General features: G+C 59.1%; 24 protein-coding genes and 1 riboswitch. Of the genes, 12 read left to right on the top strand and 12 right to left on the bottom strand.

Features of this window, described 5'->3' with window-relative positions; translation table 11 throughout:
- Nucleotides 1-7: 7 nt before the first annotated feature.
- The 4 genes from ATY79_RS07040 to ATY79_RS07055 all read right to left on the bottom strand — a co-directional run bounded on the left by ATY79_RS07040 (nucleotide 8) and on the right by ATY79_RS07055 (nucleotide 2,037).
- Nucleotides 8-310: an antibiotic biosynthesis monooxygenase gene (locus tag ATY79_RS07040; protein ID WP_088691808.1), complete on the bottom strand. Its 303-nt coding sequence runs from the start codon at nucleotides 308-310 to the stop codon at nucleotides 8-10.
- A gap of 136 nt (nucleotides 311-446) precedes the next feature.
- The gene (rpsI, locus tag ATY79_RS07045; RefSeq protein ID WP_088691809.1) at nucleotides 447-914 is read right to left on the bottom strand and encodes a 30S ribosomal protein S9; all 468 of its coding nucleotides are present in this window, start codon (nucleotides 912-914) and stop codon (nucleotides 447-449) included.
- Nucleotides 915-916: 2 nt separating this feature from the next.
- Nucleotides 917-1,381, bottom strand: a complete 465-nt coding sequence (rplM, locus tag ATY79_RS07050) for a 50S ribosomal protein L13 (protein WP_007531725.1) — start codon at nucleotides 1,379-1,381, stop codon at nucleotides 917-919.
- 224 nt (nucleotides 1,382-1,605) lie between these two features.
- A complete protein-coding gene (locus ATY79_RS07055; protein WP_088691810.1) occupies nucleotides 1,606-2,037 on the bottom strand; it encodes a PaaI family thioesterase in 432 nt (143 codons plus the stop codon).
- Nucleotides 2,038-2,110: 73 nt separating this feature from the next.
- On the opposite strand from ATY79_RS07055, the gene ATY79_RS07060 reads away from it, so the two are divergent.
- Complete coding sequence (locus tag ATY79_RS07060; RefSeq protein ID WP_088691811.1) at nucleotides 2,111-2,944, top strand: enoyl-CoA hydratase; 834 nt, start codon at nucleotides 2,111-2,113, stop codon at nucleotides 2,942-2,944.
- Here ATY79_RS07060 and ATY79_RS07065 read toward each other — a convergent pair whose 3' ends face one another.
- Both ATY79_RS07065 and ATY79_RS07070 read right to left on the bottom strand, forming a co-directional pair.
- Nucleotides 2,945-3,781 carry an EamA family transporter gene (locus tag ATY79_RS07065; RefSeq protein WP_088691870.1) on the bottom strand — a complete coding sequence of 279 codons (837 nt, stop codon included), beginning with the start codon at nucleotides 3,779-3,781 and terminating at the stop codon, nucleotides 2,945-2,947.
- A 403-nt stretch (nucleotides 3,782-4,184) separates the two neighbouring features.
- Nucleotides 4,185-4,514: a hypothetical protein gene (locus tag ATY79_RS07070; protein ID WP_088691812.1), complete on the bottom strand. Its 330-nt coding sequence runs from the start codon at nucleotides 4,512-4,514 to the stop codon at nucleotides 4,185-4,187.
- 103 nt (nucleotides 4,515-4,617) lie between these two features.
- Between ATY79_RS07070 and ATY79_RS07075 the strand changes: the two genes are divergently transcribed.
- The 3 genes from ATY79_RS07075 to ATY79_RS07085 all read left to right on the top strand — a co-directional run bounded on the left by ATY79_RS07075 (nucleotide 4,618) and on the right by ATY79_RS07085 (nucleotide 6,791).
- Nucleotides 4,618-5,046 (top strand): CoA-binding protein, encoded by a 429-nt coding sequence (locus ATY79_RS07075; protein ID WP_088691871.1) that lies wholly within the window; start codon nucleotides 4,618-4,620, stop codon nucleotides 5,044-5,046.
- Between the two features lie 110 nt (nucleotides 5,047-5,156).
- On the top strand, nucleotides 5,157-6,440 hold the full coding sequence (locus tag ATY79_RS07080; RefSeq protein WP_088691813.1) for an O-acetylhomoserine aminocarboxypropyltransferase: 1,284 nt from the start codon (nucleotides 5,157-5,159) through the stop codon (nucleotides 6,438-6,440).
- A gap of 6 nt (nucleotides 6,441-6,446) precedes the next feature.
- A complete protein-coding gene (locus ATY79_RS07085) occupies nucleotides 6,447-6,791 on the top strand; it encodes a cupin domain-containing protein (RefSeq protein WP_088703380.1) in 345 nt (114 codons plus the stop codon).
- 75 nt (nucleotides 6,792-6,866) lie between these two features.
- Here the strand turns inward: ATY79_RS07085 and ATY79_RS07090 are convergent, their stop codons facing one another.
- Both ATY79_RS07090 and ATY79_RS07095 read right to left on the bottom strand, forming a co-directional pair.
- On the bottom strand, nucleotides 6,867-8,231 hold the full coding sequence (locus ATY79_RS07090) for a sigma-54 dependent transcriptional regulator (RefSeq protein WP_088691815.1): 1,365 nt from the start codon (nucleotides 8,229-8,231) through the stop codon (nucleotides 6,867-6,869).
- Nucleotides 8,228-10,090 carry an ATP-binding protein gene (locus tag ATY79_RS07095; protein ID WP_088691872.1) on the bottom strand — a complete coding sequence of 621 codons (1,863 nt, stop codon included), beginning with the start codon at nucleotides 10,088-10,090 and terminating at the stop codon, nucleotides 8,228-8,230. The genes ATY79_RS07090 and ATY79_RS07095 overlap by 4 nt, the downstream gene beginning before the upstream one ends.
- Nucleotides 10,091-10,331: 241 nt before the next feature.
- Between ATY79_RS07095 and ATY79_RS07100 the strand changes: the two genes are divergently transcribed.
- On the top strand, nucleotides 10,332-11,666 hold the full coding sequence (locus tag ATY79_RS07100; RefSeq protein ID WP_189637099.1) for a dicarboxylate/amino acid:cation symporter: 1,335 nt from the start codon (nucleotides 10,332-10,334) through the stop codon (nucleotides 11,664-11,666).
- Nucleotides 11,667-11,741: 75 nt separating this feature from the next.
- Here ATY79_RS07100 and ATY79_RS07105 read toward each other — a convergent pair whose 3' ends face one another.
- On the bottom strand, nucleotides 11,742-12,986 hold the full coding sequence (locus ATY79_RS07105) for a cytochrome P450 (protein ID WP_088691817.1): 1,245 nt from the start codon (nucleotides 12,984-12,986) through the stop codon (nucleotides 11,742-11,744).
- A gap of 42 nt (nucleotides 12,987-13,028) precedes the next feature.
- Nucleotides 13,029-14,234, bottom strand: coding sequence for a GGDEF domain-containing protein (locus tag ATY79_RS07110; protein ID WP_088691818.1), 1,206 nt, complete (start codon nucleotides 14,232-14,234; stop codon nucleotides 13,029-13,031).
- Nucleotides 14,235-14,659: 425 nt separating this feature from the next.
- Between ATY79_RS07110 and clpP the strand changes: the two genes are divergently transcribed.
- From clpP to ATY79_RS07140, 6 genes are all read left to right on the top strand, one after another.
- Nucleotides 14,660-15,289 (top strand): ATP-dependent Clp endopeptidase proteolytic subunit ClpP, encoded by a 630-nt coding sequence (clpP, locus tag ATY79_RS07115; RefSeq protein WP_007792131.1) that lies wholly within the window; start codon nucleotides 14,660-14,662, stop codon nucleotides 15,287-15,289.
- Between the two features lie 293 nt (nucleotides 15,290-15,582).
- Nucleotides 15,583-16,860 carry an ATP-dependent Clp protease ATP-binding subunit ClpX gene (gene clpX / locus ATY79_RS07120; protein ID WP_007792128.1) on the top strand — a complete coding sequence of 426 codons (1,278 nt, stop codon included), beginning with the start codon at nucleotides 15,583-15,585 and terminating at the stop codon, nucleotides 16,858-16,860.
- Nucleotides 16,861-17,274: 414 nt separating this feature from the next.
- Nucleotides 17,275-19,689: an endopeptidase La gene (gene lon / locus ATY79_RS07125; protein WP_088691819.1), complete on the top strand. Its 2,415-nt coding sequence runs from the start codon at nucleotides 17,275-17,277 to the stop codon at nucleotides 19,687-19,689.
- A gap of 207 nt (nucleotides 19,690-19,896) precedes the next feature.
- Nucleotides 19,897-20,172, top strand: a complete 276-nt coding sequence (hupB, locus tag ATY79_RS07130; protein WP_007531759.1) for a DNA-binding protein HupB — start codon at nucleotides 19,897-19,899, stop codon at nucleotides 20,170-20,172.
- Nucleotides 20,173-20,294: 122 nt separating this feature from the next.
- A riboswitch (FMN riboswitch) is annotated at nucleotides 20,295-20,443 on the top strand.
- Between the two features lie 81 nt (nucleotides 20,444-20,524).
- The gene (locus tag ATY79_RS07135; RefSeq protein WP_088703389.1) at nucleotides 20,525-21,424 is read left to right on the top strand and encodes a DMT family transporter; all 900 of its coding nucleotides are present in this window, start codon (nucleotides 20,525-20,527) and stop codon (nucleotides 21,422-21,424) included.
- 80 nt (nucleotides 21,425-21,504) lie between these two features.
- A complete protein-coding gene (locus tag ATY79_RS07140) occupies nucleotides 21,505-23,703 on the top strand; it encodes an esterase-like activity of phytase family protein (protein ID WP_088691874.1) in 2,199 nt (732 codons plus the stop codon).
- A 62-nt stretch (nucleotides 23,704-23,765) separates the two neighbouring features.
- On the opposite strand, the gene ATY79_RS07145 is transcribed toward ATY79_RS07140, so the two are convergent.
- Entirely contained in the window at nucleotides 23,766-24,752 is a 987-nt protein-coding gene (locus ATY79_RS07145; RefSeq protein WP_088691820.1) for an aldo/keto reductase, read from the bottom strand.
- A gap of 312 nt (nucleotides 24,753-25,064) precedes the next feature.
- On the opposite strand from ATY79_RS07145, the gene ATY79_RS07150 reads away from it, so the two are divergent.
- The gene (locus ATY79_RS07150; protein ID WP_088691821.1) at nucleotides 25,065-25,466 is read left to right on the top strand and encodes a cupin domain-containing protein; all 402 of its coding nucleotides are present in this window, start codon (nucleotides 25,065-25,067) and stop codon (nucleotides 25,464-25,466) included.
- Nucleotides 25,467-25,472: 6 nt separating this feature from the next.
- Here the strand turns inward: ATY79_RS07150 and ATY79_RS07155 are convergent, their stop codons facing one another.
- The gene (locus ATY79_RS07155) at nucleotides 25,473-26,078 is read right to left on the bottom strand and encodes a class I SAM-dependent methyltransferase (RefSeq protein WP_088703381.1); all 606 of its coding nucleotides are present in this window, start codon (nucleotides 26,076-26,078) and stop codon (nucleotides 25,473-25,475) included.
- Nucleotides 26,079-26,088 lie beyond the last annotated feature (10 nt).

Genomic DNA, 26,088 nt, shown 5'->3' on the forward strand with positions numbered 1-26,088 from the left:
AGTTGGTTTAGCCCGGCAATTTGTCGGCCAGCACTTCTGGAGTCCTCAGTTGCGGGGCCTCGGCAAGCAGTTCTTCTGCTCGGGCCATCAACGCTGCGGCCACCTTGCCGTTCAAATGCGCCTGTCGGCCTGCCTCGTCATCGAAAGCATCGAAGATGGCGAATGTGCTCTGGTCATAGCGAATGGCAAACCACGCCACCGTACCGGGTTCCTGTTCAACAAGTGACTTTGCACTTTTCAAGAACGCCGCCACTTCTTCTGCCTTGCCGGACCTTGCTTTCAGTTCGACGTAAATTGCCCGCTTGGTCATTCCCGCCTCCCTTGGCATGCGCGTGAAGCGCGTGGAATGCGGTAGAACTGGCAACGGAACGAGCCGCTTCAAGCGCTCGCCAAAAGAAAAGGCCGGGCAAAAGCCCGGCCTTCGCAATTCCGTATTCCGGTAGCGATTAACGCTTGGAGAACTGGAACGAACGGCGGGCCTTGGCCTTACCGTACTTCTTACGTTCAACAACGCGGCTGTCGCGGGTCAGGAAGCCACCCTTCTTCAGGACCGAGCGCAGGCCCGGCTCGAAGTAGGTGAGAGCCTTGGAAAGACCGTGACGAACGGCACCGGCCTGGCCGGAGAGGCCGCCGCCAGCAACCGTTGCAACGATGTCGAACTGGCCGTCACGGGCAGCAGCGACGATCGGCTGACGCAGAATCATCTGCAGAACCGGGCGTGCGAAGTATTCCGCGAATTCCTTGCCGTTGACGATGATCTTGCCGGAACCCGGCTTGACCCATACGCGGGCAACAGCGTTCTTGCGCTTGCCGGTCGCGTAGGAACGGCCAAGCGAGTCGACCTTGCGGACGTGAACCGGAGCAGCAGCTGCTTCGGACGAGCCGAGATCCTTTAGGGAGGAGAGGTCAGCCATTCTTAGGCGCTCCTTACGTTCTTCTTGTTCAGCTTGGCGACGTCGAGAACGACAGGCTGCTGTGCTTCATGAGGATGGTTGGAACCAGCGTAGACGCGGAGGTTCTTCATCTGACGACGGCCGAGCGGGCCGCGCGGAACCATGCGCTCAACAGCCTTCTCGAGAACGCGCTCCGGGAAGCGGCCTTCGATGATCTGGCGAGCGGTACGCTCCTTGATGCCGCCGGCATAACCGGTGTGCCAGTAGTAAACCTTGTCGGAGTACTTCTTGCCGGTGAATACGACCTTGTCGGCGTTGATGACGATGACGTTGTCGCCGTCGTCAACGTGGGGCGTGAAGGTTGCCTTGTGCTTGCCGCGCAGGCGCATAGCGATGATGGAAGCGAGACGACCAACGACGAGCCCTTCGGCGTCGATGATGACCCACTTCTTCTCCACCTCTGCAGGCTTCTGGGAGAAGGTTGCCATAGTTGTTACTCTCTTTTGGATCCCTCGACCCGAAGGCGAGAGGGCGTTTCTTGTTGCTTGGTTTGGCTGCCCGAAGACACACCAAAAAGAAAGCAGCCCGGAAAGGCTGCGTTTCTGGCGGTGTGTATAAAGACAAAGGGCGGCTTGGTCAACAATATCAGATTGCCGACATGCAAAAATACGTGTGCAAAATCAATGTGTTGTATATGTGGTATTTGGATACCTCATATTTCGCGCGGCGGAATGGAGTAAGTCGCGGTCGCGTGGGCGATCAACTCGTCTGCATTCTCCTGAAAAATCGAGGCGTCGATGACGGCGAGCCGCTTGCCAAGCTTCAGAATCCTACAGGTACAGGTAGTTGGCCTAAGCTTCGGCAGGCGCAGGAAGTTGATGTTGAGATTGGTGGTTACGGCCAACGCGACAGGCCCGATATGGGCGAGTACCGCCGCGTAGGCCGTTACATCAGCCAAGGCAAAGAGGGCAGGGCCGGAGACGGTGCCCCCAGGACGCAAATGCCTCTCGCTTGGGTCGAGCCGCATCGAGACGCTGCCGGGTCTGATCTCGGTAATCGTGAACACCCGCCCATCCGTATGAATCTGCGGAAAGTCCGTATCCAGAAAACGGTGGAGCTCGTCGATCGTCATGATCGGCTGCATGAGTTCGCCTCGAAATTGCTTGTCGTCTGTGGCAGAACAATTAGCACGGAAAAGCAATGCTGGGAGTTAGACCATGGCCGAAGTCGTATCCTTTCGAAAGGACCCAAACAAAGCGGGCGAGGGCGCGCTCGTCATCCCGCAATTGAGCGACGGCATCCTGCGGCTGACGCTCAGCAATTCGCCTGCAAATGCGCTCTCGATCGCCGTCATGGAAACCCTGATCGGCGAACTCCAAAGCGCTGCTGAAGACGCAGCCGTTCGCGTGGTCATCATCGCATCGACCGGCAATGTCTTTTCTGCCGGCCACGACCTCAAGGAATTGACCGCGCATCGCGCCGATGAGGACGGCGGCGAGGCATTCTTCGAAGAAGCCTTCGCGTTGGCCGCTGATCTCATGCTCGAGATCACGCGCCTGCCGAAGCCCGTTATCGCTGAGATCGATGGGCTCGCAACGGCTGCCGGCTGCCAGCTCGTCGCTTCCTGCGACCTTGCGATCTGCACCGATACGGCAACCTTCTGCACACCAGGCGTCAATATTGGCCTGTTCTGTTCGACGCCGATGGTGGCGGTTTCGCGAGCGGCGCATCGCAAACAGGCGATGGAAATGTTGCTCACCGGCGAGACGATCGACGCCTCTACCGCCAAGGATTTCGGTTTGGTGAACCGCATCGTCCCGAAGCAGTATCTGACGCAGGTCGTCACCAAATATGCGTCCGTCATCGCAAGTAAATCGCCGCTGACGCTGAAGATCGGCAAGGAGGCTTTCTACCGTCAGCTCGAAATGCCGATCGAGGAAGCCTACAGTTACGCGGCTCAGGTCATGGTCGATAATATGCTGACGGCCGATGCCGAAGAGGGGATCGGCGCCTTCCTTTCGAAGCGCATGCCGCAGTGGACGGGCGAATAGCTAGCCGAGTTTGAGGATCAGCCCGCCGAGCGCGATGATTGCGCCGGCGAGATAGCGCCACGGGCTGGCCTTTTCCTTCAAAACGATGACCGAGATCAGCAGGGCGAAGAGGATCGACGTCTCGCGCAGCGCGGCAACGGTCGCGACCGGCGCCTTGGTCATCGCCCAAAGTGCGAGGCCGTAGGACGCGATCGATCCGCCGCCACCAATCAGACCGCGCCACCAATTGTAGCGGACATGCGCGGCGGCGGCGACCGCGCCCCGCTTGGAGATCGCCCATGTGAAGAGCAATACCGGCGGCAGCAGCGACATCCACAGCGTATACGACACCGCATTGCCGGAGATGCGGGCGCCGACGCCGTCGACATAGGTGTAGGTCGCAATCACACACGCATTGGCGAGCGCCAACCGGATCGCATGGCCACCGCCTTTTCGCGCCTCGAAGGCTAGAGTGAGAATACCGGAGCAGATCGTCATCGTGCCAACGAGCGCGCCCACTGACAGCGTTTCGTTCAGGATGAAACTGCTGGTGGCGGCAATCAGGAGCGGCGCGCACCCGCGCATCAGGGGGTAAACGAGGCCGATGTCTCCCGCGCGATACGCGCCGGCAACAAGCTGGAAATACGCGAACTGGAGGACTGCCGAAGCGCCGATGAACGGCCACGCCGCCGAGTTCGGCAATGGCAGGAATATCAGGAACGGAAGGGCGCAAACGGCGCCACCTGCCGATATCAAGCTGGCATCCAGCGACTTGTCAGTGCCCGCCTTGATCATGGCGTTCCATGTCGCGTGCAGTAGCGCACCAAACAGAACGAGCAGAATGACGTGGATCGGCAAAAAGACCACCGGACGGTGTGAAAATAGCGGGCGAAATGCTTGTTACGCCGCTGCCGACAAAAAGCAATCCCGTTTGACGAGGCAGCGGAGCTTAATCATACCCTATGGCAACCTAAGGATGCTTGCTTTCCCAAGCCTATAAAAAGAGGAACGTACACCAGAAGTGTTTATTTGGTGGCCGCTTATTCAACTATGAGGAGTTGCTAACATGATCGAGAACAGATGTGGACATATACAGGATATACATAGAACTTTGATGGTGGGTAGCGGCTCTGTCGCATCGAATTTTACAGGAGTGTGACAAAGCCGTCACTGAATCCACCGCTCAGGCGGATCTCCGCGGCGCGCGCGGTTGCGTCGGCAAGGCCCGTGGGTCACGATTTGGTATGGCAGGAGTGCGCTTTTACAGCGAGTAATATGGAATGATAAACATCCTGTCCAGGTTGTCTATATTCTGACAATTCAGAACACGGCACCTTGGATTGTCCTTTGTCGGGATGGTTGTCCATTCGGCGTATTTGTTGGGGTCGCAATAATTGCTGTTGCGAATGTAGCGGTCGAATAGTGTCATCCCGCTCACCCGCGTCGACGGATACCGGAGAATTACGGCGCCCTCGTTGTGAATCGCTGCGCGTGCAGCCTGGCAGCTCATCGAGAGCGAGTTGTATCGCGAAATAGCCAGCGCCGGGGAGGCGGTCATAACGAAGGCGATCACGACGACCAATTTTTTCATGGCAACATCCTCCTTCGGCGTCCTAATTCCTATATACGCCGAAACTAACTGCAGGTTTCAATGAACTGCGAAATAAATGCGATTGTTATCGGAGGCGAAGCCCTTGAATCACGACAGGTATGAGGATGACTACATCCTCGATATTTTGCGTTCCGTGAAAACTATTGCGCTGACCGGAGCGTCGCCGAATCCCGCGCGACCGAGCAATGGCGTCATGGGTTATCTGTTGTCGCGCGGATACAAGGTCATCCCGGTGAATCCAGGCCAGGCTGGCAAGCAGATTCAGGGCCAAACGGTTTACGCCCGGCTTGCCGACGTGCCTGGACCGGTCGACATGGTCGAGGTCTTCCGGGCCTCGGAATATCTGTCTGGCGTCGTCGAGGAGGCGTTGGCGATGAACCCGCAACCCAAGGTGATATGGGCGCAGCTCGGTGTGCGCGATGATGCGGCTGCCGCAAGAGCAGAGGTGGCCGGCATCAAGGTCGTCATGGATCGCTGCCCGGCAATCGAGTATCCACGGCTTGTCGGCTGACAGGTTGGATTTTCCAAATAACGTGCCTGGGTTGAAATGGAACGCGATTAACTTTTCACGGTTGTTCGTTATGCTCGCCGCCGTTCGATCACGCTGAATGGGAGGGCTTCATGGCCAAGAACGGTCCGGGTTTCAATACATTGGCAGTCCATGCGGGAGCGCAGCCTGATCCCGCGACTGGCGCGCGCGTCACGCCAATCTATCAGACGACGGCTTATGTCTTTAATGATTCGGATCATGCGGCCGCGCTGTTCGGTCTGCAGCAGTTCGGCAACATCTACACCCGCATCATGAACCCGACCCAAGCTGTGCTCGAAGAGCGCGTCGCGGCACTTGAGGGCGGCACTGCAGCGCTTGCCGTTGCGTCCGGCCATGCGGCGCAGGTGATCGTCTTCCACACGCTCATGCGCCCCGGCGAAAACTTCGTGGCCGCGAAACGGCTCTACGGAGGCTCGATCAACCAGTTCGGCCACGCCTTCGATAATTTCGGCTGGCAGGTCCGCTGGGCAGACTCCGCCGACCCTGCGAGCTTCGAAAGCCAGATCGATGACAAGACGCGTGCGATTTTCATCGAAAGCCTCGCCAATCCGGGCGGCACCTTCGTCGACATTGCCGCGATCGCCGCGGTTGCGCACAGGCACGGCCTGCCGCTGATCGTCGACAACACCATGGCCAGCCCCTATCTCATCCGTCCGATCGAACACGGTGCCGATATCGTCGTGCATTCGCTGACGAAATTCCTCGGCGGCCATGGCAATTCGATGGGCGGCATTATTGTCGATGGTGGAACCTTCGATTGGTCGAAGTCCGGCAACTATCCGATGCTGTCCAGCCCGCGGCCCGAATATAACGGCGTGGTCCTGCATTCGACCTTCGGCAATTTTGCTTTCGCCATCGCTTGCCGCGTGCTCGGCCTGCGCGATCTCGGTCCGGCGATCTCGCCCTTCAATGCGTTCCTGATTTTGACGGGAATCGAAACGCTGCCGCTCCGCATACAGCGCCACAGCGACAACGCGATTGCTGTCGCAAAGTGGTTGAGGATGCACAGCAAGATCGCCTGGGTGAACTATGCGGGCCTCGAGGATGACCCGAACCATGCGCTGCAGCAGCGCTATTCGCCGAAGGGGGCGGGTTCCGTCTTCACCTTCGGCGTCAAGGGCGGCTACGAGGCGGGCAAGACGCTGGTCGAGGGACTGGAGCTGTTCTCGCATCTCGCCAACATCGGCGATACGCGTTCGCTCGTGATCCATCCCGCGTCGACCACGCACCGGCAATTGACGGACGAACAAAGGATCGCCGCCGGTGCAGGCCCCGACGTCGTTCGCCTTTCGGTCGGCATCGAGGACGTAAGGGATATCATCGCCGATCTTGAGCAGTCGCTGGCGAAGATCTGAGGGGACATGGCAAACTATCTGACCTTTGACGTCAACGACGTCGAACCCGAGTTCGGCGCCCCGCCAGCCGACCGCGTGCTTGCCGGCGACCCGCAGTTCACGACCTGGAACTTGGAGGAGGCCGATGGCGGCCTCTATTCCGGCATATGGGAGGCCTCGCCCGGCAAGTGGCGCATCGTCTATGAAGAGTGGGAGTATTTCAGCGTGCTTTCGGGATACTCGATCGTGACGGAAGATGGCGGTGATGTCGTACATCTTCGGGCGGGCGATCGCATGATCCTCAAACCTGGCTTCAAGGGAACTTGGGAAGTCATTGAAACGACTCGGAAGGACTATGTCATCAGACTCTGATTTCAGCGCAGCACAAGGCTGAGAAGTGGTGCTGAAAGATCGTTGGCGCTCGCCCTGGCCCGCTTTGCGCTAAACCTAACTCCTGTCGGAAGAAGACGCGAAATCGCTGCGGACGATGCCATGGCGCTGCAGCTTGTCGTAGAATGTCTTCCTGGGAATGCCGAGCTCCGCGATGGTACGACGCACGTCGCCGTCATTAGCGTTCAGCGCTTCGCGAATAATGTGGGCCTCGTATCGCTCCAGCCGGTCCGGCAGCGACAGGGTTTCGTCCGTCACAGGTGCTGCTGCAGCAGTTTGGTCCGAGATGTGGCCAACGCCGAGGACAAACCGCTCTGCAAAATGTGACAGTTCGCGAACGTTGCCCGGCCAGTCATATTCCCGCAGGTGGCGATGGACGGACGAGGGGATAGCAGGCACGTCGCGCTTGAAGCGGCTCGCGGCGCGCTCGGCGAAGTAGCCGAAAAGAAGCGGAACGTCGTCCCGGCGCTCCTTGAGTGGTGGGATCGAGATCGTCACGACGTTGAGCCGATAGTATAGATCCTCGCGGAAGTCGCCACGTTGGCGGGGATCGCTGAGATCGATCTTGGAGGCGGCAACGACGCGCAGATCGACCGGCCGGACCTCGTTCGTGCCAAGCGGCGTCACCTCGCGCATTTCGAGCACGCGCAACATCTGTACCTGCGTTGCCGGCGGCATGCTCTCGATCTCGTCCAGAAAGAGCGTGCCGCCGCTGGCATGTTCGATGCGCCCGACGCGCTTCTTCTGAGCGCCGGTAAAGGCGCCAGGCTCGTGACCGAACAGCTCGCTTTCAACGACGCTTTCAGGCAGCGCTCCGCAGTTGAGCGCGACGAAATTGCCCGCTGCGCGTCGGCTCCAGCGGTGCAATAGGCTTGCCACCACCTCCTTGCCGCTGCCGGTCTCACCCGTCAGGAGAACATCGACATCCGTATCGGCAATCTGCCGCAAGGTGTGCCGCAGCCGTTCCATCGCCGGTGTCTGTCCGATCAGCGGCAGGTCGTCACGCGCCTGTTCGGTCGCTTTCCGCAAAAACCGGTTCTCCATCACGAGACGACGCTTTTCGGCAGCGCGGCGCACGCTCTGGATGAGCCGGTCTGTCGCAAAGGGTTTCGTGATGAAGTCGTAAACGCCATCCTGCATGGCTTTCACTGCCATCGGAATGTCGCCGTGGCCGGTGACCAGAATGACCGGCAGGTCCTCGTCTTGCTGTCGCACGCGGCTGAAGAGCTGCAAGCCATCGATCTCAGGCATCCGGATGTCGGAAACGAGAACGCCTGCGAAATCCGAGTTCAATGCCGCCAACGCTTCGCCGGCGTGGGAAAAGGCGGAAACGGCGAAGCCGGCGAGTTCGAGCGTCTGCTTGGTTGCCCGCAGCAGGCCTCTGTCGTCGTCGACGAGGAAGATCGGCGTCACGTCGTTCATGCCCTGGCCTTCCGTAAATGCACTGTAAAGCAGGTTCCTGTTTCATCGCTGGTTACGTCGATGCGACCGCCGTAGTCTGCCACGATGTCCTTGGAAATCACGAGGCCAAGGCCCAGGCCTCTTTCCTTAGAGGTGTTGAACGGGGTGAAAAGTGACTTCAGGATAACGGGCGAAATACCCGGACCATTGTCGGCGACCTCGATCGCAGCCTCGTCGTCCGTCTCGCTCACCGAGACGTCGACCCTGGCATCGGCCCGTCCATCAAGGGCTTCCAAGGCGTTTTGGAACAGGTTGATCAGAATCTGCTCAAGCCTGATCCGGTTGCCAAGCACACATAGCCCTGCAGGGGGCGGGCGGATGTGGAGCGCCTCCAGCTGGCCGGCAAATCGGCTTTTCAGCAGAACCACCGCCCCATCGATAACGCCACGCAATTCAACGGGCTCCGGTGCTACACGGCCTTTGCGCGCGAACGCCTTCAATTCGTCGGTAATCGCGCCAATCCGCTCGGTGAGGCCGGCGATCGCTTCGAGGTTTTCATCGACGGGAGTCGTTTGCTTGCGCTCCAGGAAGACGCGGGCATTGTCCGCGTAAGCGCGTATGGTTGCGACGGGTTGGTTGATCTCATGCGCGACGCCTGCCGCGACCTGACCCAGGATCGCAAGCCGGTTCGCCTGCACCAGCTCTTGCTGGACGATCTGAAGTCTCGCTTCAGTTTCTCTGTGATCGGAAATTTCGGCCTGCAAACGGTCGCGTGCCCGGCTGAGATCGTCGGTTCGCGCGATGACCCGTCGTTCTAGCTCCTCACGCATAGCCTGTTCTTCCGCGATCTTTGTGGCAGCCGCCTTACGTCTCCACAAAAGAAAGGCCGCGATCGCAAGAAGCGGCAGAAGGACGGCCAGCGACAGCAGTCGCATTTCACGAACCGACGCCGCGACCGGCGCGTCGGTCGGCACAAGGTACTCGAGATGCCACGGAGTGGTCGGGACGGGTGTCAAAAGGCGCAAATACTGGCCCTCGCCACTGCCGGGAAGAACAGCGGCGACAAGCGAAGCCTCGGCGTCGATCGGCTGAGGGCGCATGATCGGCAAAGTCGCAAGCGGCGCGCCGCCGAACTGCAGACTGTTGCGGATGGCGGCAAGGTCGGCCTCCGGCACGGGCCTGTTCATCATGAAACGCCAGGAGGGAATGCTGGTAATCAGAACCACGCCGCGATCGTCGGTGACATAAACAGGGCGGTGCGTATCGCGCCAATCGCTTTCAAGCTGATCAAATTCAAACTTGACAACCACGACGCCGAGAGGTGCCGCTGCGCTGCCCACACGGCGCGAAATGTAGAGGCCAGGCCGCTTGCTCACGCTGCCGAGGGCAAAGTGCTCGGCAGTTCCGTCGTCCATCGCCTTTGTGAAGTAGTCGCGGAAGGTGTAGTCGTTGCCGACAAAGCTGATCGGCTCCCGCCAATTGCTCGAGGAGACGGCGATGCCGTTGGGACCGATGACGTACAGCACGGCGGCCTGCGTTCCCGTGACGAGCCGCTCGAGCTTCCGGTTCAATATGTCGATCGCATCGCTGCTTTTGGAGGACAGGGCATCGAAAACCTGTTGGTCCTCGGCAAGAAGCAGAGGCAAAGCGCGCGGCCTTTCCAAAACTGCGTTGAGGAGCGCGACCTTGAGGCTGGCGTCGGTTCGGCTTTGGCTCGCAATCGTGTCAATGGCGGAGCGGCGCCCATAGACCGTGGCGCCAAACAACGCGGTAAGGATCAGTACCGCCGAAACGGAGGCAAACAGAATCCACGCCCGCCGTATACGCCGGCTGACGCGGTAAACAGAGCTGAAACCTGATGTCGAAGGAGACTGCAGCATCATTCACTTTGTGCGTAATTTCGGACTTCCGTCAAATCAATTTGTGCGAAAATACGCGCAAATCCTCCAATGTGCGATGAGGTGAATTCGATAAAGATATTATTAATCAAAGGCTTAATTTGAATACCGCAACTTGGCACGCATGTTGCAATGCCTTCTCAAACAGCCGCGTGAGCTGTTGACTTGGTAACGCAATCGCCCCGGGAGGCCACCTTTGGTTTTGGGGCACATGGAGGACATCATGGGTGCAGCAATTCCAGTCGCGCGGCCGCGCGACAAGGTTCCCTTCTATCGGCTTCTCTACGTGCAGGTTCTTGCCGCCATCTGTGCTGGCATCCTGCTCGGTCATTTCTATCCCGACATCGGCACTTCTCTGAAGCCACTTGGCGACGCTTTCATCAAGCTCGTCAAGATGATCATCGCCCCGGTCATCTTCTTGACCGTCGCGACCGGCGTCGCCGGCATGTCGGATCTGCAGAAGGTCGGACGCGTTGCCGGCAAGGCAATGCTATACTTCCTCGTCTTTTCAACGCTGGCACTGGCGGTCGGTCTGCTGATCGCCAACGTCATCCAGCCGGGTGCCGGCATGCATATCGATCCGGCGACGCTGGATGCCAAGGCCGTGGAAAGTTACGCGGCGAAGGCTCATGACGCGACGGTCACCGGCTTCCTGATGAACATTATTCCGAACACGATCGTGGGAGCCTTTGCCGACGGCGACATTCTTCAGGTGTTGTTCTTCTCCGTCCTGTTCGGCATCGCGCTTGCCATGGTTGGTGATCGCGGACGCCCGGTCGTGGATTTTCTGCAGGCCCTGACGGCACCCGTCTTCAAGCTGGTGGCGGTCCTGATGAAAGCTGCTCCAATCGGCGCTTTCGGTGCCATGGCTTTCACGATCGGCAAATACGGCATCGGCTCGATTGCAAACCTGGCAATGCTGATCGGGACGTTCTACCTGACATCGCTGCTCTTCGTTCTAGTCGTTCTCGGCGCCGTCGCCCGCTACAACGGTTTCTCGATCCTGGCGCTGATCCGCTACATCAAGGAAGAACTGCTGCTGGTGCTCGGCACCTCTTCTTCGGAAGCAGCACTTCCCGGTCTCATGGCCAAGATGGAACAGGCGGGCTGCAAGCGCTCTGTCGTCGGTCTCGTCATTCCGACGGGCTATTCCTTCAACTTGGACGGCACGAACATCTATATGACGCTCGCGGCACTCTTCATCGCGCAGGCGACGGACACGCCGCTGACGCTGGCAGATCAGATCCTGCTTCTGCTGGTTGCGATGTTGAGCTCCAAGGGCGCTGCCGGCATCACCGGTGCCGGCTTTATCACGCTCGCCGCAACGCTCTCGGTCGTGCCTTCGGTTCCCGTTGCCGGCATGGCGCTGATCCTCGGCATCGATCGCTTTATGTCGGAATGCCGCGCACTGACGAATTTTGTCGGCAACGCGGTTGCGACGGTCGTCGTCGCCCGCTGGGAAAATGAGCTTGACCAGACGAAGTTTGCTGCTGCGATGGCCGGCAAGTTGCCGCAGGAACCGGCAGACGGCGTGCTGGCTCTGCAGGCTGCGGAATAACGCTTCGCCGCAAGACACAGGAAATGTGACAGAAAGGTCCGCGCTCGCTGGGGCGCGGACGTTTTCATTGACGGCTTACCAAGCGAGATCCAGTCGATCCAATCCGTGGAAGTGATAAACGTCTTTCACGACGGGTGTCCGGGCAAGCCTCAACCCCGGCAGCCGCTCGAAGAGAATTGGGAGGACGACGTTTAGCTCAAGCCGGGCCAGCGGTGCCCCAATGCAGAAGTGGATGCCAGCGCCAAAGGAGAGATTTGGAGCCTCGTTGCGATCAGGCCTGAAGGCGAGCGGATCGCTGAACTTTGCCGGGTCGAGATTGGCGGCGGCCAGAATGAGGCTGACCTTGTCGCCTCGCTTGAATGAAATGCCATCGATCTCAACCGGCTCCAACGCCCAGCGCTGGAAAATGTGAACCGGTGCGCAGATGCGCAGGGACTCTTCAACGGTTCGTTCGGTCGTGGCCTCGTCCTTGAAAAGATCGGCCGGATCGCGCCCGCTGTCCAGGATGATGCGCACCGAATTGCCGATCTGGTGGACCGTCGCCTCATGACCGGCATTGAGCAGGACGATCGTCGTCGAAACGAGTTCGTCCTCGGTCAAATACTGGCCCTTGTGTTCGGTATGGATCATGTGCGTCAGGAGGTCGTCACGCGGGTCGGCACGGCGCTCGGCAATGACAGTTTTTACATAGTCGGAAAACTCCTTCGCAGCCCGCTCGGCACCATCCTCATCCTCGCGGGTGCGACCGAAGAGATACATGCGGATGTAGGCATGGGACCACTTCAGGAGCTGCGGTCCCATTTCCTCCGGAATGCCGATCATGCGGGCAATCATCGTCACCGGAATGATGTCGGAAAATGCTGAAAGCAACTCGACTTCGTTGTCTTTCTCAAAGCCGTCAATGAGCTTGTTGGCAAGCTCGGCAAGCTCTGGCTTCATCCTCTCCACGTGGCGGGAGACAAAAGCGCGATTGACGAGCGTTCGCAGGCGCGTGTGCTCAGGCGGCTCCAGCTCAAGCAAGGAGTATCGTTCAGCGAGGTCGAAGTTCGCGACGTGCTTGTCCGGCTCGGGAAGGTCGAGTTCTTCGCGGCTTGCGATGTGCAGGATCTGGCGGCCGAAACGACGATCGCGCAGCAGGCTGTTGACGTGGTCGTAGCCTGTGAAGAACCACTGCTTCTGCTGCTCCCAATAGAATGTGGGGCAGTGCGCGTGCAAAGCGGCGTAGACGGTGTTCGGATCGCTGTAAAAGGCTGGATTGCTTGCGTCCAGGGAGACGTGGCGTGTCGTGGTGTCAATGGAAAGGAAAGGTGGGATCATCATGTTTCGAGGCTTAGCGGATTTGCCAAGCCTCGAAAAGATGGGTCAACCTCTGGACAGTGATCCGACGCGGCGAAGCGCGTGAATCTGGTCGTCGAGTGTTGGGACAAGCTCGCCACTTGTTTGATCCGGCTGCGGAGGTGGCGGAGCCGCGGCTTCGGCTTCACCGAAGATGACCGTGCAGTTGCGGCCGGCTGCCTTGGCAGCATACAATGCGCGATCGGCCGCCGAAACCAGCTTGTCCCTGTTGGCTTCGATGGCGGAGGCGAGAGCAACACCGGTGCTAACTGTGACCGGAATGATCGCGTCGCCGGTGCTCACCGGAACCCGGCAGAATTCGGCGCGAATTGATTCCGCGAGGGCTTCAGCCTCGGTCTGGTCGGCCACCGTCGCGAAAGCTGCAAACTCCTCGCCGCCCATGCGGCCGAAGGCTCCGGCGGGTACGAATTGCCGGGCCATACGTGCAAAAACCGTCAGTACGATGTCGCCAGCCTGGTGTCCGAACCGATCGTTGACGCGCTTGAAGTGGTCGAGATCGAAGAGCAGCACGGCGATCTGGCGGTTATTGTTGAATGCGCTCTCCTGAATGGTATCGAACCGTCCGAAAAGGCCACGCCGGTTCAAGACGCTCGTCAGGGAATCGGTGAGGCTGAGCATGCGAAGATGCTTCTCCGAGCGTTCCATGATGACGAGGCAGGTGAGGGCGCACGCCAAGGTCAGCAGGAAGCCCGTAGCCATTGCCGCGGCGCCCGCGAGGTTGGCGGCTTCCGCGTCGGTGACGCCGATGGCCGCCATTGCCATCGCCGTACCGAAGCACAGGAGGCTCTGGATCACAAAGATAGCGCCCAGTTTGCTTCTCGAGGCCTCGTTGCGCTGGCCGGCCATGCAGACTGCCATTGCTAGCGCCGTCGCGCCGGTGGCTGAGGCCAGGTTGTAGAGAATGACGCGATTGGTGTAGTCGTCGTTGACCCACGGCAGGAAGACGCCGCCCAGCCACACGAGGGGCGGCAGCAATGCCCACCATTCGAGTCTGCGACGATCAAGCGCGAGATACCCGGCAACCCACGCGCTTTGCCCAGATAGCGCGATCATGTTGCCGATCTCGATGGAGAGAATGCTGGGTATCTGCCCGCGCAGCGCAACCATCGCAAAGCCCACGCCACTGAGAAGAAAACCCATTCCCCAATAGAAATAGGCCTTGTTTCGGACATCGTGGCGCCAGGCCATGAACGCTACCAGCGCGAGCGTCATTGCTTCCGAGCACCAAATGGCTAATCCTGTCGTAACATTGAACACGGCAATACCCCTTGCATTGCGCGTATTCTTTCGGAAGAAACTGGCAACTTCATTAATTGCGCCTGGCCCGTCGGTGCATTTTTGTGCCGAATTGTCGTTAGGCTTTCTGGCCTGTAAACGCAGCGCAGTCGCAACCGGATTCAGAATTCGTTCATCCTGGCATTGACAAAAGCTGTGCGGGAGCGCGATCGCCGCTCGCTCTTCGAAGCTATTTGCAGGAATGAGCCCATATCGGACGAAAAGTTGTTCGCCTTGCGCCTGCCCCTCTTAACGTTATCCATCAGCGCGTCTTGAAGAGGAGGGCAGGGAAGCTCTATGTAGGGATAAGGCATTTTCTTTGATTCCCGGCCATAGCCGGCAGACGTTGACAAAGGACGCACATGAGAAACCCAGTCGATACCGCTATGGCACTCGTGCCGATGGTCGTGGAACAGACCAATCGCGGTGAACGCTCCTACGACATCTATTCGCGCCTGCTCAAGGAACGCATCATCTTCCTGACTGGCCCGGTCGAGGATCACATGGCGACGCTTGTCTGCGCCCAGCTCCTCTTCCTCGAGGCCGAGAACCCGAAGAAGGAAATCGCGCTCTACATCAACTCGCCGGGTGGCGTCGTTACTGCCGGTATGGCGATCTACGACACGATGCAGTTCATCAAGCCTGCGGTCTCGACGCTCTGCATCGGACAGGCCGCCTCCATGGGCTCGCTACTTCTGGCCGCCGGTCACAAGGACATGCGCTTTGCCACCCCGAATTCCCGTATCATGGTGCATCAGCCATCGGGCGGATTCCAGGGCCAGGCATCGGACATCGAGCGTCACGCCCGCGATATTCTGAAGATGAAGCGCCGCCTCAATGAAGTTTACGTCAAGCATACCGGCCGCACCTACGAGGAGGTCGAAAAGACCCTCGACCGCGACCACTTCATGGATGCGGACGAGGCTCAGACCTGGGGTGTCATCGACAAGGTCCTGACATCTCGCGTCGAGATGGAAGGCGATGCCGCCTAGTGATAAGCAGGGATGGTGTTGTATCCGCCACAGTTCTATCTCATTTGTGATCGAACAAGGGAAGAAACCCGGTGGCGGGTGCGGCAATCTCAAGTATTAATGCTATGTTGAATTTTTATGACATAGCATCGGCAGTCGAAGGGGAATTCGTTGCCGCCGGAGCCAGGACAGCTTAGTTTGGACCGGTTCGTACCCCTTAAAGGCCTTGGCCGGCTGGGGCTCCAAACGTGGAGCAGGCCAATGAGTGGACCGTATTTTCACCTTGAAATGCGGCGTGCTGGAAGGAAAGTGATATGAGCAAGGTCAGCGGCAGCAACGGCGGCGACTCTAAAAACACCCTGTACTGCTCCTTCTGCGGAAAGAGCCAGCACGAAGTCCGGAAGCTGATTGCCGGACCGACGGTTTTCATTTGCGATGAATGCGTCGAATTGTGCATGGACATCATTCGCGAAGAGAACAAGTCCTCGATGGTCAAGTCCCGTGATGGCGTTCCTACGCCCCAGGACATCATCAAGGTTCTCGACGAATACGTCATTGGCCAGCGCCAGGCGAAGAAGATCCTGTCGGTCGCCGTTCACAACCATTACAAGCGCCTCGCGCATGCCACGAAGAACAGCGAAGTCGAACTGGCGAAGTCGAACATCATGCTGGTCGGCCCGACCGGTTGCGGCAAGACGTATCTTGCCCAGACGCTCGCTCGCATCATCGACGTTCCCTTCACCATGGCCGATGCGACGACGCTGACGGAAGCCGGCTATGTCGGTGAAGACGTCGAAAACATCATCCTGAAGCTGCTGCAGGCCGCCGACTACAACGTCGAGCGTGCTCAGCGCGGCATCGTCTACATCGACGAAGTCGACAAGATTTCGCGTAAGTCCGACAACCCGTCGATCACGCGCGATGTGTCGGGTGAGGGCGTTCAGCAGGCGCTTCTGAAGATCATGGAAGGCACGGTCGCTTCGGTGCCGCCGCAGGGAGGCCGCAAGCATCCGCAGCAGGAATTCCTGCAGGTCGATACCACGAATATCCTGTTCATCTGCGGCGGCGCATTCGCGGGCCTCGACAAGATCATCTCCGCCCGTGGCGAGAAGACCTCGATTGGCTTCGGCGCGACCGTCAAGGCTCCGGACGACCGCCGCGTCGGCGAAGTCCTGCGCGAGCTGGAGCCGGAAGATCTGGTCAAGTTCGGCCTCATTCCCGAGTTCATTGGTCGTCTGCCGGTTCTGGCGACGCTCGAGGATCTCGACGAGGATGCGCTGATCCAGATCTTGTCCGAGCCGAAGAACGCCCTGATCAAGCAGTACCAGCGCCTGTTCGAGATGGAAGACGTGGAACTGACCTTCCACGAGGACGCTCTTCGCGAGATCGCCCGCAAGGCGATTGTTCGCAAGACGGGTGCTCGCGGCCTTCGTTCGATCATGGAAAAGATCCTGCTCGACACGATGTTCGAACTGCCGGCGCTGGAAGGTGTCCGCGAGGTCGTCATCTCCGAGGAAGTGGCACGCGGCTCCGCCCGTCCGCTTTACATCTATGCCGATCGTCAGGATGAGAAGGCCAACGCTTCGGCGTGAGGCATTAGAGATATCCTTACGATACGAACCGTGAATTTAAGGGGCTTGCCGTTGGCAGGCCCCTTTCTATTTCAAAACCAGTGCACGAGCCTGATAAATCTTGCTAAAGAGGTCTGAAAGCGCCTCTGCTACGGTTGCGGATTCCCACGTCCGTGGCAATTATGGAATGATTCCGTTGGTGTGTTTCGGCCTTGTGTGTTAGCCGGCGCGGAAGTGGTAAGCGCCGGCCAAGCCAGGCGCTCCAGAGTGAAGGTGTTCCGTTGTCGCATAGCTGTCATGTCCAGGGGGGCACCGGCCATGGCGCAGCTTGAAAAGCATAGTCAGAACCTCCACTTGTTGTTTCAAGTGGAGTGCGGCCGGTTCTAGTGGCCGCGCCAGAAGAGCCCGGAAACGGGACGATGGAAAGGAAATAAAATGACGAAGAAAACGTCAGTTGCGAGCATTGCATATCCGGTTTTGCCCCTGCGCGACATCGTCGTCTTCCCGCATATGATCGTGCCGCTATTCGTCGGCCGCGAGAAGTCGATCCGTGCGCTTGAGGAGGTCATGGGATCGGACAAGCAGATTATGCTCGTCACGCAGATCAATGCGAGCGATGACGATCCGGAGCCGTCTGCCATTCACAATGTCGGTACGGTCGCCAACGTATTGCAGCTGCTGAAGCTGCCTGATGGCACCGTCAAGGTTCTGGTCGAAGGTCGCGCACGCGCCGAGATCGATGCTTACACCGATCGTGAGGACTTTTACGAAGCCCTTGGTCACGTTCTCGAAGAGCCGCATGACGATCCGGTCGAACTCGAAGCGCTCAGCCGCTCGGTCGTGTCTGAATTCGAGAGCTACGTAAAGCTCAACAAGAAAATCTCTCCCGAGGTCGTTGGCGCCGCCAGTCAGATCGACGACTACTCGAAGCTCGCCGACACGGTCGCTTCCCACCTGTCGATCAAGATCACCGAGAAGCAGGAGATGCTGGAGACCACCAGCGTCAAGGCACGCCTCGAAAAGGCGCTCGGCTTCATGGAAGGCGAAATCTCGGTCCTTCAGGTCGAGAAGCGCATCCGCTCGCGCGTCAAGCGCCAGATGGAAAAGACCCAGCGCGAGTACTACCTGAACGAACAGATGAAGGCGATCCAGAAGGAGCTCGGCGACGGCGAGGAAGGCCGCGACGAGATGGCCGAACTGGAAGAGCGCATCTCCAAGACCAAGCTGTCGAAGGAAGCCCGCGAAAAGGCCGATGCCGAGCTGAAGAAGCTGCGGCAGATGAGCCCGATGTCGGCCGAGGCGACTGTTGTCCGCAACTATCTCGACTGGCTGCTCGGCATTCCGTGGGGCAAGAAGTCGAAGATCAAGTCGGATCTCAACAACGCCGAAAAGATCCTCGAAGCCGATCACTTCGGTCTCGACAAGGTCAAGGAGCGCATCGTCGAGTACCTGGCTGTTCAGGCTCGTGCGACCAAGATCAAGGGTCCGATCCTGTGCCTCGTCGGCCCTCCGGGTGTCGGCAAGACCTCGCTCGCCCAGTCGATCGCCAAGGCGACCGGCCGTGAGTATGTCCGTATGGCTCTCGGTGGCGTTCGCGACGAAGCTGAAATCCGCGGTCACCGCCGCACCTACATAGGCTCGATGCCCGGCAAGGTCATCCAGTCGATGAAGAAGGCGAAGAAGTCCAACCCGCTCTTCCTGCTCGATGAAATCGACAAGATGGGCCAGGATTTCCGCGGCGATCCGTCGTCGGCACTGCTCGAGGTGCTGGATCCGGCTCAGAACTCGACCTTCATGGATCACTACCTGGAAGTCGAATACGACCTGTCGGACGTGATGTTCATCACGACGGCGAACACGCTGAACATCCCTGCGCCTTTGATGGATCGCATGGAAGTCATCCGTATTGCCGGCTACACCGAAGACGAAAAGCGCGAGATCGCCAAGCGGCACCTGCTGCCGAAGGCCATCAAGGAACATGCGCTGCAGCCGAGTGAATTCTCGGTCAGCGACGATGCCCTGATGGCGATCAGCCAGCAGTACACCCGGGAAGCCGGTGTTCGTAACTTCGAACGCGAACTGATGAAACTCGCCCGCAAGGCGGTCACCGAGATCATCAAGGGCAAGACGAAGTCGGTTCATGTGACCGCCGAAAACATCGACGACTATCTGGGCGTTCCGCGCTTCCGCCACGGCGAAGCCGAACGCGAGGATCAGGTCGGTGTCGTCACCGGTCTGGCCTGGACGGAAGTCGGCGGCGAACTGCTGACGATCGAAGGCGTCATGATGCCGGGCAAGGGTCGGATGACCGTGACCGGCAACCTGAAGGAAGTCATGAAGGAATCGATCTCGGCGGCGGCGTCTTATGTCCGCTCGCGCGCTGTCGATTTCGGTATCGAGCCGCCGCGCTTCGACAAGAGCGACATCCACGTGCACGTGCCGGAAGGTGCTACACCGAAGGATGGTCCGTCGGCCGGTGTCGCGATGGCAACCGCGATCGTCTCGATCATGACCGGTATTCCGGTCGACAAGAACGTGGCGATGACGGGTGAAATCACCCTTCGCGGTCGCGTTCTGCCGATCGGTGGTCTGAAGGAAAAGCTGCTCGCAGCGCTTCGCGGCGGCATCAAGAAGGTGCTGATTCCGGAAGAAAACGCCAAGGATCTGGCGGAGATTCCGGATAACGTGAAGAACAACATGGAGATCATCCCGGTGTCCCGCATGGGCGAGGTGATCAAGCATGCGCTGATCCGTAGACCGGAAGCGATCGAGTGGGATGGCACGGTGGAAACGCCGGTCATTGCAACGGTCGAAGGGCTCGACGAAACGGGTGCAACCATAGCTCACTGAGCCTTGTTTGCCACATTCGCGCCCAATTGCTTAAAAACCCTGAAAAGGCTGGCGTTTTCGCCAGCCTTTTTTTGTGAAATTGGCACGCAGACTCTTGCATTTCCTTGATTTGCAGGGTCTTTGGGGTGCGGCGGGCCTGATGAACTCTATTCTGCGCCTGGCTTATAGATTTGAGTCGTTTCGAACCATTTAGAAAGGGGTGGAAACATGAACAAGAATGAACTCGTGTCCGCAGTTGCCGAAAAGGCAGGACTCTCGAAGACCGACGCTGCTTCCGCAGTTGATGCTGTTTTTGAAGTCGTCCAGGCTGAACTGAAGGGCAAGGGCGACGTTCGCCTCGCTGGTTTCGGTAGCTTCACCGTTTCCCATCGCGCTGCCACGAAGGGCCGCAACCCGTCCACCGGCGCAGAAGTCGATATTCCGGCTCGCAACGTGCCGAAGTTCACGCCCGGCAAGGGCCTGAAGGACGCCGTCAACGGCTGATATGAATTTGCTTGGCGGCCGGGCAACGAGGCCGGCGGTGCAAGTTTCGAAGGGTTCGGCCATGGCCGAACCCTTTTTGCATTTCGCGGACTTGTCGGCACGCGAGGTATGTCTTACGAAATGGTTGTTCTCAGGGCGGGGTGAAAGTCCCCACCGGCGGTAAGAGTCTCGGCTCAAGCCCGCGAGCGCCTTTTGGCCGGTGCCGAAAGGGTCAGCAGATCCGGTGCAATTCCGGAGCCGACGGTTACAGTCCGGATGAAAGAGAATGAGCGGTGCGGGCGAGGGCGGAATCCGTCCTGGCTGCGGTTCGCGCTCATGCGTCCTGATTTGTGTTGGTTTCGGAAAGAAAGACATGAATCAGACTTCCCCTACATTTTCTGCCCCGCGCGCTATGGTCGGTGCTGCGTGGATGATCGCTGCGGGCATCGCCTTCTCGATTCTCAATGTCGTCACGCAATGGCTGACGATGACGCTCGCTTTTCCCTCCGCTTCGGCAGCCTTCTGGCAATATGCTTTTGCTCTGCTCTTCTCGCTGCCCTTTCTTCGGCGCGTCGGCCTTGGAGCCATGAGGACGCGCTATGCCTGGCGTCACATCGTGCGTGTCGCCTTGGCCGCATTTGGCGTGACGACCTGGGTCGCTGGGCTGGCGTCCGTGCCGATCTGGCAGGCAATCGCTCTGGTTATGACGTCTCCGTTCTTCATCATCATGGGTGCCCGCATCTTCCTTGGGGAATATATCGGCGCCGCGCGATGGGCGGCGAGCGCCACCGGCTTCCTGGGAGCGGTGATCATTCTGCAGCCCTGGTCGGATAGCTTCAGTTGGGCCGCGCTGTTGCCGATCCTCTCGGCCCTTCTCTGGGGCGCCTCATCGTTAATCACCAAGAGCCTTACTGGCGCCGAGCGACCGGAGACCATCACCGTCTGGTTGCTCGCCCTCCTGACACCCATCAACGGTGGACTGGCGGTGGCGGCGGGCTTCAGCATCCCATCCGGTATGACGCTCGTGCTTTTTGTTGCGGCGGGCCTCCTGACCGTGATGGCGCAGTATTTCTTGACACTCGCCTATTCGACGGCCGATGCCGCCTACATCCAGCCCTTCGACGATCTCAAGCTGCCGCTCAATGTTGTCGCCGGCTGGTTGGTCTTTGGCTATGCCCCAACAGGTTATCTCTGGTTGGGAGCGATACTGATCCTTGGAGCGTCGCTATTCATCATGAGGAATGAAATGAAGAAGGAACGCGGAGCCGCCTAGCCTCATCCGATTCGCCATTGTCATTCCGCTGTCATGCCCGTCCCGCAAAACGCCCTCTGTATGAACTCATGGGGGATTTCATGATAGCTTTTTCTCGTAAGACAGCGATTGTTGCAGCACTTCTGACGACGGTCGCGTTTCCGGCCGCCGCTGAGGCCGTTTTCAACCGCATCGCAACCTTTCCGGTGGCATCCAACCTGCCCGAGGGGAAAGACAAGCTTTCGACCACTTCGGCGGAAATCATCGCGGCCACCGACGACGGCATGACGCTGATCTATAGCGACAGTCCGCTCGGTGCGATCGGTTTTGTCGATATCTCAGACGCCAAGGCGCCGAAGGCCGGTGGGGCGCTGATGATGGATGGCGAGCCAACTTCCGTGACCTCGGCCGCAGGCAAGGCGCTGGTTGCCGTCAACACGTCGGAGAGCAAGGCGAAGCCGTCCGGGCGCCTCGCGATCGTCGACATTGCCACCAAGAAGATCGAGAACACCTGTGATCTCGGTGGCCAGCCGGATTCCATCGCGCTCAACAAGGACATGACCCTCGGCGCGATCGCGATCGAGAACGAGCGCGACGAAGACGTCAACGATGGCAAGATCCCGCAGATGCCGGCAGGTGATCTCGCGCTGTTCCAGGTCAAGAACGGAACGGTCGATTGCGGCTCGATCAAACACGTCACGCTGACCGGCCTCGCAGGCATTGGACCCGAAGATCCGGAGCCCGAATTCGTCTCGTTCAATGATCAGAACGAGATCGCCCTGACCCTGCAGGAAAACAACGAGATCGTCATAATCGACGCAGCGACCGCAGCGGTGAAGGCACACTTCTCGGCCGGCAGCGTCGATCTGACCGGCATCGACACGAAGCGCGACGGCGCGCTGAAGTTCACCGGTGAACTCAAGGGCGTCTTGCGTGAGCCCGACGCCGTTAAGTGGCTGGACGATAATCGCTTGGTCGTTGCCAACGAAGGCGATTATCAAGGCGGTTCACGCGGTTTCACGATTTTCGAAAAGACCGGCAATGTCCTCTATGAATCCGGTGCCTCCTTCGAGCGCGCCGTCGCCAATATCGGTCACTACCCGGACAAGCGCTCTTCCGCCAAGGGTGTCGAGCCGGAAGGCCTGGAGGTCGCGACCTTCGGCGGCCAGAAATATATTTTCCTGCTTTCGGAGCGCGCTTCGGTCGTCGGTGTCTACAAGGATACCGGTGCAGAACCGCAACTCGTCCAGATCCTGCCGTCCGGTGTCTCGCCTGAGGGAGGCGTGGCGGTACCGTCACGCAATCTGCTCGCCACTGCCAACGAAGTCGATCTTGGCAAGGATGGCGGCCCGCGGTCCCACGTAATGATCTATGAACTTGGTGAAGGCGAGATGGCCTATCCGCAGATCGTTGCGGCCGAAAAGGACGGCAATCCGGTCGGCTTTGCGGCACTCTCCGGTCTTGCCGCGGTTCCGGAAAAGCCGGGCCGGCTGTTTGCCGTCAGCGACAGCGTTCTCGGCATGCAGCCGACGATCTACACCATTGACGCAACCAAGAAACCGGCCGTCATCACAGAGACGCTGACAGTGAAACGCGAGGGGCAGCAGGCACAGAAGCTCGACATCGAGGGTGTGGCTGTCGATGAGAAGGGCTGGTTCTGGCTGGCGTCGGAAGGCAACAGCGAGAAGCTCGTGCCGCACGCTCTCTATCACGTCAACCCGAAGGGCGAGATCAAGGAAGAGATTGCGCTTCCGAAGGAGCTCTTGGTGAACGAAATCCGCTATGGCTTCGAAGGCGTGACGATCGTCGGCTCAGGCGACGATGCGACGCTTTGGATGGCGGTCCAGCGTGAGTGGAAGGATGATGAAAAGGGCATTGTCAAACTCGTCTCCTACAATCCGAAGAACAAGGAGTGGGGCGCCGTCCGCTATCCGCTCGACAAGTCCGAAGCGGGCTGGGTCGGTCTTTCCGAAATTTCCACTCATGGCGATAGCGTCTACATCATCGAACGCGACAACCTCGTCGGCGACGCAGCGAGGCTGAAGAAGCTCTACAAGGTTGCGGTATCGGAGCTGAAGCCCGCGAAGCTCGGCAGCGAACTGCCGGTCGTCAAGAAGGTTGAAGCCCACGACTTCCTTCCAGAGCTGAAGACCGCCACCAACGGCTATGTCCTCGACAAGCTCGAAGGTTTCGCCTTCGACGGTTCCGGTAAGGCCTATGCCGTCACGGACAATGATGGCGTGGATGATTCCTCGGGCGAAACTCTGTTCTTCCAGGTCAATCTCGTCGGCACGAACTGAGGTTCGCTGAGCCATGAAACAGAATGGCCGGGTCTATGCCCGGCCTTTTTTGTTATTGCCTACTACCAGCGCTGGTGGACATAAGGAGCGACCAATCGTTCGTAGATGTCGCGTGTGGCGTCCATTACGTCGTGTGAGAGCGGCGCGAGACTTGCAGCTGCCGCGTTTGCACGCGCTTGCTCGGCGTTGCGTGCGCCGGGAATGACAACAGTGACGGCATCGCTCATCAGGATCCAGCGGAGCGCGAAGGCCGCCATCGTCGCACCCGATGGCACGAGCTTGCGCACTTCGTCCACAGCCTGCAGGCCGACCTCGAAGGGAACGCCTGCGAACGTCTCGCCAACATCGAAGGCCTCGCCGTGGCGATTGAAATTGCGGTGGTCATCGTTTGCGAATTTGGTCTCGCGGGTGATCTTGCCGGACAACAAGCCGCTGGCGAGCGGCACGCGGGCGATGACGGCGATATTTTTCCGGCGTGCCTCCTGGAAAAACAGGTGGTCGGGTCTCTGACGGAAGATGTTGTAGATGATCTGGATGCTGACAACACCAGGATACTCGATCGCCTTCAGCGCTTCCTCGACCTTCTCCACGCTCACGCCGTAACCCCTGATCTTACCGGCCTTCTGCAACTCGTTCAGACCGTCGAAGACCTCCGGGCGATAAAGCACCTCGGTCGGAGGGCAGTGCAGTTGCACGAGATCGAGGCTGTCGACTCGCAGGTTTTTCAGACTGCGATCGATGAAGCCCTCAAGGTTGGCCTTGGTGTAGCCATCGACGACATGCGGGTTGAGCCGGCGACCTGCCTTCGTCGCAACCATCGGCCGTTCGCCGCCGCGGCTCTCTAGAACGTCGGCAATGATCTTTTCCGACCGGCCGTCGCCATAGACATCGGCGGTATCGATGAAGGTCATGCCGGCGTCGAGCGCCGCGTTCAGCGCGTCGCGCCCGTTGGCTTCGCTGACATCGCCCCAGGCGCCGCCGATCTGCCATGCGCCGAAGCCGATATTCGTGACGGTGTGGGGCAGGTGGCCGAAAGAATGCTGTTTCATGGAAATCCTCCGCGTGATGAAATGCCTCGCCCTAGCAGTCGCTCAGGCGAGGAGCAAGCGCCTGTAGCGGAGATAGGGCGGCATCGCCGGAGCGTCGCCATTTCTTCCAGGGTGGCTTGAAAGGCGTGATTGGGCGCGATCTGCCGCCTCTCGCGGTTGTCGATGGATACGTTTCGGTCTCCGATTGGTGACAAGAGTCGGTGGCCAGAACCAGATGGGCCTGCGATCGAGCTACGCGCCGCTTGGACAATGAAGTCGCTTGGCTTACGGTCGCCTCTTAGACCGATCGTCAGGCACGAAAAGGAAACGTCGATGGAGATCAAACCTTGCGGATCGCGGCCCTCTATGAAGGCCCCGGCAGAATATTTCACAGGGTCGGTCCGCCAGGACCCATTGATGGATGCGCCAACCCCGGCACGGGTGAGGGTGGTCAGCGTCACGTTCGAGCCAGGCGCCCGAACCGCCTGGCATACGCATCCGTTGGGGCAGACTCTCGTTGTGACGGCCGGAAAAGGTCTGACACAGAGCAAAGGCGGTCCCCTTCGTGAGATTCGCGCCGGCGACACGGTTTGGTTCGCGCCCGGTGAAAAACACTGGCATGGCGCCGCCCCCGATACCGCAATGACCCACATTGCGATCCACGAAGCGCTGGACGGCAGCGCCGCTGACTGGATGGAACACGTCAGCGACGAGCAATATGCAGGAAAGGCCTGACGCGGTTCACAGGCGCTTCAGGCAGTAGGAAAAGTGCGCATGCGATTCGACCGTCAGGAATTCGAATTGCCAGCCGTAGTCCTTGCAGAACTTGGTGACCGCTTCGACGACGCCGTAGACGATCGGCTTGACCGTGTTACCGGTGCAGAAATCGTGCCCGGCGATTCGTCCCGTCCGCTTGACCTTCTTCTCGCAAAGCAGCAGTTCCTGCCAGGTGAGCTCGAAGGAATGATCGGTATCGATGTAAGCCCAGTCGAGAAAGTCATCTTCGAATTCGGCGAGCTTTTCGAGCGATGTGCCCTGCATCAGGTGCAACTGCCCACTCTCGATCTGGTCCTTGAACTGATTGTGAATTTGATCGAGCCCCGAACTATAGCGGTCCATGGTCCAGGGATCGATCAGGTAGAGCTGCGCCGGTCGGTTCTTTTCAAGGATCTCCGCCGTGTATTCCCCAAAGGCAGCTCCTGCTTCGACACCGATGCCGCCGTTTGGGATACGATAGAGCAACTCGCCGCGATCCGGCAGCAATCTGGCGTTCTCCATGTGATGGGCGGCAAGCTGGGTCCTCGGCATGCTCGCTCTTTGTGCCTGCCGTTCCTCGCGTGTTTTCATGATGATGTCT

The sequence above is a fragment of the Rhizobium sp. R693 genome (genome assembly GCF_002211315.1).
Lineage (GTDB): Bacteria > Pseudomonadota > Alphaproteobacteria > Rhizobiales > Rhizobiaceae > Rhizobium.

What these genes read in the sequence shown, in the direction of transcription:
- ATY79_RS07095 (WP_088691872.1), bottom strand. Translation starts at nt 10,090, where the DNA reads ATGCTGCAGTCTCCTTCGACATCAGGTTTCAGCTCTGTTTACCGCGTC.
- rpsI (WP_088691809.1), bottom strand. Translation starts at nt 914, where the DNA reads ATGGCTGACCTCTCCTCCCTAAAGGATCTCGGCTCGTCCGAAGCAGCT.
- clpP (WP_007792131.1), top strand. Translation starts at nt 14,660, where the DNA reads ATGAGAAACCCAGTCGATACCGCTATGGCACTCGTGCCGATGGTCGTG.
- ATY79_RS07140 (WP_088691874.1), top strand. Translation starts at nt 21,505, where the DNA reads ATGATAGCTTTTTCTCGTAAGACAGCGATTGTTGCAGCACTTCTGACG.
- ATY79_RS07145 (WP_088691820.1), bottom strand. Translation starts at nt 24,752, where the DNA reads ATGAAACAGCATTCTTTCGGCCACCTGCCCCACACCGTCACGAATATC.
- hupB (WP_007531759.1), top strand. Translation starts at nt 19,897, where the DNA reads ATGAACAAGAATGAACTCGTGTCCGCAGTTGCCGAAAAGGCAGGACTC.
- ATY79_RS07155 (WP_088703381.1), bottom strand. Translation starts at nt 26,078, where the DNA reads ATGAAAACACGCGAGGAACGGCAGGCACAAAGAGCGAGCATGCCGAGG.
- ATY79_RS07055 (WP_088691810.1), bottom strand. Translation starts at nt 2,037, where the DNA reads ATGCAGCCGATCATGACGATCGACGAGCTCCACCGTTTTCTGGATACG.
- ATY79_RS07135 (WP_088703389.1), top strand. Translation starts at nt 20,525, where the DNA reads ATGAATCAGACTTCCCCTACATTTTCTGCCCCGCGCGCTATGGTCGGT.
- ATY79_RS07110 (WP_088691818.1), bottom strand. Translation starts at nt 14,234, where the DNA reads ATGACGCTCGCGCTGGTAGCGTTCATGGCCTGGCGCCACGATGTCCGA.
- rplM (WP_007531725.1), bottom strand. Translation starts at nt 1,381, where the DNA reads ATGGCAACCTTCTCCCAGAAGCCTGCAGAGGTGGAGAAGAAGTGGGTC.
- ATY79_RS07070 (WP_088691812.1), bottom strand. Translation starts at nt 4,514, where the DNA reads ATGAAAAAATTGGTCGTCGTGATCGCCTTCGTTATGACCGCCTCCCCG.
- ATY79_RS07150 (WP_088691821.1), top strand. Translation starts at nt 25,065, where the DNA reads ATGGAGATCAAACCTTGCGGATCGCGGCCCTCTATGAAGGCCCCGGCA.
- ATY79_RS07040 (WP_088691808.1), bottom strand. Translation starts at nt 310, where the DNA reads ATGACCAAGCGGGCAATTTACGTCGAACTGAAAGCAAGGTCCGGCAAG.
- lon (WP_088691819.1), top strand. Translation starts at nt 17,275, where the DNA reads ATGACGAAGAAAACGTCAGTTGCGAGCATTGCATATCCGGTTTTGCCC.
- clpX (WP_007792128.1), top strand. Translation starts at nt 15,583, where the DNA reads ATGAGCAAGGTCAGCGGCAGCAACGGCGGCGACTCTAAAAACACCCTG.
- ATY79_RS07105 (WP_088691817.1), bottom strand. Translation starts at nt 12,986, where the DNA reads ATGATGATCCCACCTTTCCTTTCCATTGACACCACGACACGCCACGTC.
- ATY79_RS07100 (WP_189637099.1), top strand. Translation starts at nt 10,332, where the DNA reads ATGGGTGCAGCAATTCCAGTCGCGCGGCCGCGCGACAAGGTTCCCTTC.
- ATY79_RS07080 (WP_088691813.1), top strand. Translation starts at nt 5,157, where the DNA reads ATGGCCAAGAACGGTCCGGGTTTCAATACATTGGCAGTCCATGCGGGA.
- ATY79_RS07085 (WP_088703380.1), top strand. Translation starts at nt 6,447, where the DNA reads ATGGCAAACTATCTGACCTTTGACGTCAACGACGTCGAACCCGAGTTC.
- ATY79_RS07090 (WP_088691815.1), bottom strand. Translation starts at nt 8,231, where the DNA reads ATGAACGACGTGACGCCGATCTTCCTCGTCGACGACGACAGAGGCCTG.
- ATY79_RS07060 (WP_088691811.1), top strand. Translation starts at nt 2,111, where the DNA reads ATGGCCGAAGTCGTATCCTTTCGAAAGGACCCAAACAAAGCGGGCGAG.